General features: G+C 71.6%; 6 protein-coding genes, 1 pseudogene and 1 riboswitch. Of the genes and pseudogenes, 5 read left to right on the top strand and 2 right to left on the bottom strand.

Annotated elements, in window-relative coordinates; genetic code table 11:
- Positions 1-257 (bottom strand): annotated as a pseudogene (locus VIB11_RS17325) (sugar ABC transporter substrate-binding protein); the annotation flags it as partial.
- A gap of 160 nt (positions 258-417) precedes the next feature.
- Here VIB11_RS17325 and VIB11_RS17320 point away from each other — a divergent pair.
- Both VIB11_RS17320 and VIB11_RS17315 read left to right on the top strand, forming a co-directional pair.
- The gene (locus VIB11_RS17320; RefSeq protein WP_332057313.1) at positions 418-1,383 is read left to right on the top strand and encodes a sugar-binding transcriptional regulator; all 966 of its coding nucleotides are present in this window, start codon (positions 418-420) and stop codon (positions 1,381-1,383) included.
- Between the two features lie 33 nt (positions 1,384-1,416).
- Positions 1,417-2,649, top strand: a complete 1,233-nt coding sequence (locus tag VIB11_RS17315; RefSeq protein WP_332057312.1) for a glucose-1-phosphate adenylyltransferase family protein — start codon at positions 1,417-1,419, stop codon at positions 2,647-2,649.
- 52 nt (positions 2,650-2,701) lie between these two features.
- Here VIB11_RS17315 and VIB11_RS17310 read toward each other — a convergent pair whose 3' ends face one another.
- On the bottom strand, positions 2,702-2,959 hold the full coding sequence (locus VIB11_RS17310) for a hypothetical protein (protein ID WP_332057311.1): 258 nt from the start codon (positions 2,957-2,959) through the stop codon (positions 2,702-2,704).
- Positions 2,960-3,132: 173 nt separating this feature from the next.
- Positions 3,133-3,364, top strand: a riboswitch (cobalamin riboswitch).
- 140 nt (positions 3,365-3,504) lie between these two features.
- Here VIB11_RS17310 and VIB11_RS17305 point away from each other — a divergent pair.
- From VIB11_RS17305 to VIB11_RS17295, 3 genes are all read left to right on the top strand, one after another.
- Positions 3,505-5,889, top strand: a complete 2,385-nt coding sequence (locus VIB11_RS17305) for a ribonucleoside-diphosphate reductase subunit alpha (protein WP_332057310.1) — start codon at positions 3,505-3,507, stop codon at positions 5,887-5,889.
- On the top strand, positions 5,886-6,953 hold the full coding sequence (locus VIB11_RS17300) for a ribonucleotide-diphosphate reductase subunit beta (RefSeq protein WP_332057309.1): 1,068 nt from the start codon (positions 5,886-5,888) through the stop codon (positions 6,951-6,953). Before VIB11_RS17305 ends, VIB11_RS17300 begins: the two co-directional genes overlap by 4 nt.
- Before the next feature lie 86 nt (positions 6,954-7,039).
- Positions 7,040-7,317, top strand: a 278-nt coding sequence (locus VIB11_RS17295) for a hypothetical protein (RefSeq protein WP_332057308.1), incomplete at its 3' end; no start/stop codon positions are given.

Here is a 7,317-nt window from a genome sequence, read left to right as displayed (position 1 = left end):
CTGATCTTGTCGCGGACGTCGTTCTCCGGGAGCACCGTGTAGTTGACCGTGATGCCGGTCTCCTTGGTGAAGTGCTCCTCGGTGAGCTGCTGCAGGTCGACCATCTGCGGGTTGTTCACCATGAGCACGTTGATGCTGTCGGGGCCGCCGCCCCCGACGCCGCCGCCACCCCAGCCGGCACAGGCCGACAGGCTGAGTGCCACCCCCGTCGCCGCTGCCACGCCGGCCGCCCCGGCCGCCCTCCTGCGTCTGGCCATCAGCTCGTCCTCTCGTCGTCGATGTCGGACAGGTGCCTCTTTGATAGTGTGCTCATATGAGCGAGCCGCTGCACATCTGAGTAGGCTGCCCAGTAAAATGTCGCGTGTCGCACGTTGTCAATGGCGGGGTGCCGGCGGCGAGACGCGACAGCATGGCTGCATGGCCGGAAGGGAGCCCGTCGTGGCGGACCAGGGACCCGCGGAACTCGTGCTCATCGCGGCGGTCGCGCGACGCCACTACCTGCAGCAGCGGTCCAAGATCGAGATCGCCGAGGAGCTCGGCATCAGCCGGTTCAAGGTGGCCCGGCTGCTCGACGCGGCGCGCGAGATGGGCCTGGTCCGGATCGAGATCGCCCGGCAGGGCGCCCTCGACCTCGACCTGTCGGCCCAGCTGCAGGAGAGGTTCGGCCTCGCCCACGCCGTGGTCGTCGACGCCCCCGACCGCGACCCCGCGGCAGTGCGCCAGCAGCTGGGCGAGGCGGCGGCCCACCTGCTGCAGGAGGTCGTCACCGCCGACGACGTGCTGGGCCTGCCGTGGTCCCGCAACGTGCACGCCGTCGTGGCGGCTCTCGAGTCGCTCCCGCCGATCGAGGTCGTCCAGCTCTCCGGGGCCATCGCGCTCCCGGACTTCGACAGCAGCGCCGTCGACATCGTGCGCCGGGCGTCGCGCCTGGCCGGGGCCACATCGCACGTCTTCTACGCGCCCTTCGTGCTGGACGACGCCGCCAGCGCCGATGCCCTGCGCCGCCAGCCCGCGGTCGCGGAGGGGTTGGCCCGGGCGCGGGCCGTGACGCTGGCCGTCGTCGGCATCGGGCAGTGGGCCCCGGGCGAGTCGACGATCCACGACCTGCTCACCCCGCACGAGCAGCAGGAGCTCGCGGACGAGGGCGTCCTGGGGGAGCTGGCAGGAGTCTTCTTCGACCGCCAGGGGCGGGTGTGCCGCCCGGCCGTGGCCGAGCGGCTGGTGACCCTGGGCGAGGAGGCGCTGCGCGGCATACCGGAGGTCATCGCGGTGGTCTCCGGCTCCGCCAAGGAAGAGGCCGTGCACGCCGCCCTCCACGGCGGCCTGGTGCACAGCCTCGTCACCGACGCCGAGCTGGCGCGGGCGCTGCTCGACCACCCCTGAGCGGGCTCGCGGCCCTCCGCCTAGGGTTTGGCCATGGGAGCACACCCGCCAGTCCTCGCCATCGTCCAGGCCGGCGGGCAGGGCAGCCGCATGGACGTCCTCACCCGTGAACGCGCCAAGCCCGCACTGCCCTTCGCCGGGGCCTACCGACTGGTGGACTTCGTGCTCTCGAGCCTGAGCCACAGCGGGTTCGCCGACGTGTGGCTCTCCGTGCAGTACCAGGCGGGCTCGCTCGACCCGCACGTCTCCGGCGGTCGGCCCTGGGACCTCGACCGCACCCGCGGAGGCTTCCGGCGGGTCGTGCCGGAGCAGGGTGCCGGCAGTGCGGCGCAGTCCGGGTTCTCGCAGGGCAATGCCGACGACCTGCTGCGCATGCGCGACGACATCGCCCGCTCCGGGGCGGAGGTCGTCCTGGTCTCGAGCGCGGACCACGTCTTCGCCATGGACCTGGCCGCGCTGGTCGATGCGCATCTCGACTCCGGGGTTGACTGCACCATCGTCACAGCCGAGACGACCCGCGCCGAGGCCCGGCACAACGTGGTCGTCCACGCCACCCGCGCCGGCGTCGTGACGGGCGTGGACGTGAAGCCGAACCGGCCGGGCGCGACCACGGTGGCGACCGAGATCTTCGTCTACCGCGCGGGGGCGCTGCTGGCTGTGCTCGACGACCTGCGCCGCGAGCTCGCCCAGGTCGCCGACGGCGACGACAGCGGGCTGGGCGACTTCGGGGAGCACCTCCTCCCGCGGTTGGTCGAGAGGGGCACGGTCCGGGCCCACCCCATCGCCGGCTACTGGCGCGACGTCGGCCGGCCCGAGGCCTACCTGGCCGCGCACCGCGACCTCCTGGCCGGGCGGATCGACGCCCTCCGCGATCGGGCCCGCCCCGTCCTCACGCGCTCTCCGGACCTGCCCCCCGGCGTCGTCCGTGACGGTGCGGAGGTCTCCGACTCCGTGATCGGCCCCGGCAGCGAGGTCCGGGGTCGCGTGGTGCGGTCGGTGCTCGGCCCCGGCTCGGTCGTGCAGGCCGGCGCGGTGGTCGAGGACTCCGTGCTCTTCGGCGACGTCGTCATCGAGGCCGGCGCCGAGGTCCGCACGGCCATCGTCGACGACGCGGTGGTCGTCGGTCGGGGCGCACGCGTCGGCGGCGCACCCGCCTCGAACCGCCCGCGTGACAAGGACATCGCGCTCATCGGGCGCGAGAGCCGCATCGCCCGCAACGCGACCGTCCCCGCCGGGGCGCGGCTGGAGCCGGGCAGCCGGGCGTGACCTGGACTCTGCCGTGCCCCTGGGGGTTGGGGGCACGGCAGAGCCGAACTGGTCAGCCGCGCGCAGCGTGCTCCGCTGCCTGACGGGCTGAGTGGGCGCGGTCTGCGGCGTCGATGCCGGCGCGGCTGGAGAGGTCGACGCCCGCGGCCCGTGACCCCGCGACGGTCGCGCAGGCGGAGCCGACCAGCTTCGGGCTGACCCGCACGGCGAAGGCCTGGGCGTCGTGGATGGCGCCGTTGCCGTCGCTCATCCAGCTCGGCTGGGCGCACTCGGTGAGGACGTCGACCGTGGCCGTGCGGGCAATCGTCATTGAGGCCCCCCTGCTTCCCCGTTGCTGAGGCTGAATCTAGGCCCGGCGGGTGGCGGCGCGGGCGGGGCGATGGAGAACCCTTGCCAAACCCATACCTGCCGTATGCCGGGAGGTCACCAGGGCGCGACACGCGGGCACAACATGTGGTGAGCGCGTGTTGTCGGACCCCGCAGATATGGTGTGCAGCAGCTGGTCCGGGGCCGAGATCCATCGGCTCCGGGGCAAGAGGGAACCCGGTGCGACTCCGGGACTGCCCCGCAGCGGTGAGTGGAAACGACCGCCGTCACCAAGCACTGGACTTCCGGGTCTGGGAAGCGACGGCCAGTAGGTGCACCGGGTCGAGAGCGAGAGCTCGCGCCCGGCACGTCCACGAGTCCGAAGACCTGCCAGCGGCCGCGCGCACCCGTGCGCGGTGTGGTCGTGGCCTCGAGGGCGGGTCCCGCGACACTGCAGTGGGCGTTCCCCGGTGTGCCGGTGCCCGCCGCTGCGTGCTCGCCCCTCCCCGCGTGGCCCGGCCGTCCGGACCGCTCACGAGGAGAGCACGCATGACCCAGACCGAGGTGGAGTCGACCTCCACCACCCGCCGCGCGTCCATGCAGGTGCGCAAGCGCAGTGGCGACACCGAGCCCGTCGACGTGATGAAGATCGTCCGTGCCGTCGAGCGGTGGTGCCAGGACCTCGACGAGGTCGACCCGATGGCCATCGCCACCAAGACGATCAGCGGCCTCTACGACGGTGCCACGACCGCGGAGCTCGACCGGCTCTCGATCCAGACCGCCGCCGAGATGACGGCCAGCGAGCCCGAGTACTCCCGGCTCGCCGCCCGCCTGCTGTCGAACTACATCGACAAGGAGGTCCGGGGCCAGCAGATCGCGTCCTTCAGCCAGGCCGTGCGGCTCGGCCACCTCGAGGGTCTCATCGGCGACGCGACCGCGGCCTTCGTCGAGGCGAACGCCCGCAAGCTCGACCACGCCGTCGACACCGGCAACGACCGGCGGTTCGAGTACTTCGGGCTGCGCACGGTGTACGACCGCTACCTGCTGCGCCACCCCGAGACCCGCGCCGTCATCGAGACCCCGCAGTACTTCCTGCTCCGGGTCTCCTGCGGCCTGAGCCACACGCCGCAGGAGGCGATCGCCTTCTACCGCCTGATGGCCTCGCTCGCCTACCTGCCGAGCTCCCCCACCCTGTTCAACTCCGGCACCCGGCACACCCAGATGAGCTCGTGCTACCTCGTCGACAGCCCGCAGGACGAGCTCGACTCGATCTACGACCGCTACGCGCAGGTGGCGAAGCTGTCGAAGTTCGCCGGCGGCATCGGGATCTCGTGGTCGCGGGTCCGCTCCCGTGGCGCGCTGATCCGCGGCACCAACGGCCACTCCAACGGGATCGTCCCGTGGCTGCGCACCCTCGACTCCAGCGTCGCCGCGGTCAACCAGGGCGGCCGGCGCAAGGGCGCCGCGTGCGTCTACCTCGAGCCGTGGCACCCCGACATCGAGGAGTTCCTCGAGCTGCGCGACAACACCGGCGAGGACGCCCGCCGCACCCACAACCTCAACCTCGCCAACTGGGTCCCCGACCTGTTCATGCGCCGGGTCGAGGCCGACGAGCCGTGGTCACTCATCGACCCGAACCAGGTGCCCGAGCTGCCGGACCTGTGGGGCGAGGCCTTCGAGCAGGCGTATGCCGCCGCGGAGCGCGATGGCCGCTACGTCCGCCAGGTCGGCGCCCGCGACCTCTACGGCAAGATGATGCGGACCCTGGCGCAGACCGGGAACGGCTGGATGACGTTCAAGGACGCCAGCAACCGCACCTGCAACCAGACCTGCGACGAGCCCGGCCCGGGCCGGCCCGTGGTGCACCTGTCCAACCTCTGCACCGAGATCATCGAGGTGTCGAGCAACGGCGAGACCGCCGTCTGCAACCTCGGCTCGGTCAACCTCGCGGCGCACCTCACGTCGGGTCGCGACGCGGTCGACTGGGAGCGCCTGCGCGAGACCGTCCGGACGGCAGTGACCTACCTCGACCGGGTCATCGACATCAACTACTACCCGAGCGAGGAGTCGGCGGCCTCCAACCCGCGCTGGCGACCCGTCGGGCTCGGCGTCATGGGGCTGCAGGACGTCTTCTTCGCGCTGCGGCTGCCCTTCGACTCCGAGCCGGCGCGGGAGCTGTCGACCCGTGTCGCCGAGGAGGTCTACCTCTCCGCGCTGGAGCGCTCGGCCGAGCTGGCCTCCCAGCACGGTCCCCACCCGGCATACGACCTGACCCGCGCGGCGCGCGGCGACCTGCAACCCGACCTCTGGGGGGTGACCCCGACACAGGCCGAGCGGTGGGAGGCGGTGCGAAGGTCCATCAGCGCCAACGGTCTTCGCAACTCCCTGCTCATCGCCATCGCGCCTACCGCGACGATCGCCTCCATCGCCGGGGTGTACGAGTGCATCGAGCCCCAGGTGTCCAACCTCTTCAAGCGCGAGACGCTCTCGGGGGAGTTCCTCCAGGTCAACACGGCGCTCGTGCGCGAGCTGAAGGCGCGCGGGCTGTGGACCCCGGAGGTGCGCGAGGCGATCAAGCGCAGCGACGGCTCGGTCCAGGGCATCACCGCGCTGCCCGAGGACGTGCGCCACCTCTTCCGTACGGCGTGGGAGCTGCCCCAGAGGGCGCTGATCGACCTCGCCGCCGCGCGCCAGCCGTTCATCGACCAGAGCCAGTCGCTCAACCTGTTCCTGGCGGCGCCGACCATCGGGAAGCTCTCCTCGATGTACCTCTACGCGTGGAAGGCCGGGCTGAAGACGACGTACTACCTGCGCTCGCGGCCGGCCACGCGCATCCAGCAGGCGACCGTGTCCGTCGCTGCTCCCACCCCGAACGACAGCGACGCGATCGCGTGCTCGCTGGAGAACCCCGAGACCTGCGAGGCCTGCGAATGACCACCACGAACACCGCCGCCACGAGCCCCTCCGCGACGAGCACCTCCACCACGGACGCCGCGGCCCGGATGCTGCTCGACCCCGGGATGAACCTGACCCTGCGGCCCATGCGCTACCCGCACTTCTACGAGCGCTACCGCGACGCGATCAAGAACACCTGGACCGTCGAGGAGGTGGACCTGCACTCCGACCTCAAGGACCTGGGGCGGCTCACCGAGGCCGAGCGCCACCTCGTCAGCCGGCTCGTCGCCTTCTTCGCGACCGGCGACACGATCGTCGCGAACAACCTCGTGCTGAACCTCTACCAGCACGTCAACTCCCCTGAGGGCCGGCTCTACCTGTCGCGCCAGCTGTTCGAGGAGGCCGTGCACGTGCAGTTCTACCTGACGCTGCTCGACACCTACGTGCCGGACGAGGGAGAGCGGCACGAGGCCTTCGCGGCCGTCGACACGATTCCCTCGATCAAGCACAAGGCCGACTTCTGCTTCCGGTGGATCGACTCCGTCTTCGACCTCGACCGCCTCGAGACCCGGGAGCACCGGCGGGCGTTCCTGCTCAACCTCATCTGCTTCGCCGCGTGCATCGAGGGGCTGTTCTTCTACGGCGCCTTCGCCTACGTGTACTTCCTGCGTTCGCGGGGCCTGCTCAACGGCCTCGCGTCCGGCACGAACTGGGTGTTCCGCGACGAGTCGATGCACATGGCGTTCGCGTTCGACGTGGTCGAGACGGTGCGGCGGGAGGAGCCGGACCTCTTCGACGACGAGATGGCCGGCCAGGTGCGGGCCATGCTCCGCGAGGCGGTCGACGCCGAGGCGCAGTTCGCAGAGGACCTGCTGGGGAAGGGCGTCGCCGGGCTGTCCACGGCCGACATGCGGCTCTACCTCGAGAACGTCGCGGACCGGCGGCTCACGCAGCTCGGGCTGGAGCCGGAGTACGGCTCGGCCAACCCGCTGGCGTTCATGGAGCTGCAGGACGTGCAGGAGCTGTCGAACTTCTTCGAGCGTCGTGTGTCCGCCTACCAGGTGGGGGTGAGCGGGTCGGTCGCGTTCGACGACGACTTCTGAGCCACCCTCCGACGTGCGGGTTCACCGGCTCTGGCGTAGGAAGAGGTACCGGCGCGCGTCGCGCCCCAACCACAGGGAGGACAGCCATGAGCGAGACCCCGATGGGCTCGGAGGAGAACACGCACGGCCCCGCTGACGGCGGCGCCGAGAGCATGGCCGGCGGTGCCGACGGTGGCGCGGACGGCGGTGCGGACGGCGGTGCTGACTCCGGTGCCGATGGTGGCGCGGACGGTGGCGCGGACGGCGGTGCGGACGGCGGTGCCGACGGTGGGGCCGACGGCGGTGCCGACGGTGGGGCCGATGGCGGTGCGGACGGTGGGGCCGATGGCGGTGCGGACGGCGGGGCGGATAGTGGCGCCGGCTG

Source organism: Pedococcus sp. (assembly GCF_036554925.1).
Classification (GTDB): Bacteria; Actinomycetota; Actinomycetes; order Actinomycetales; family Dermatophilaceae; genus Pedococcus_A.
The sequence above is the reverse complement of the archived record's forward strand: the minus strand, read 5'-3'. Positions and strand labels throughout refer to the sequence as shown.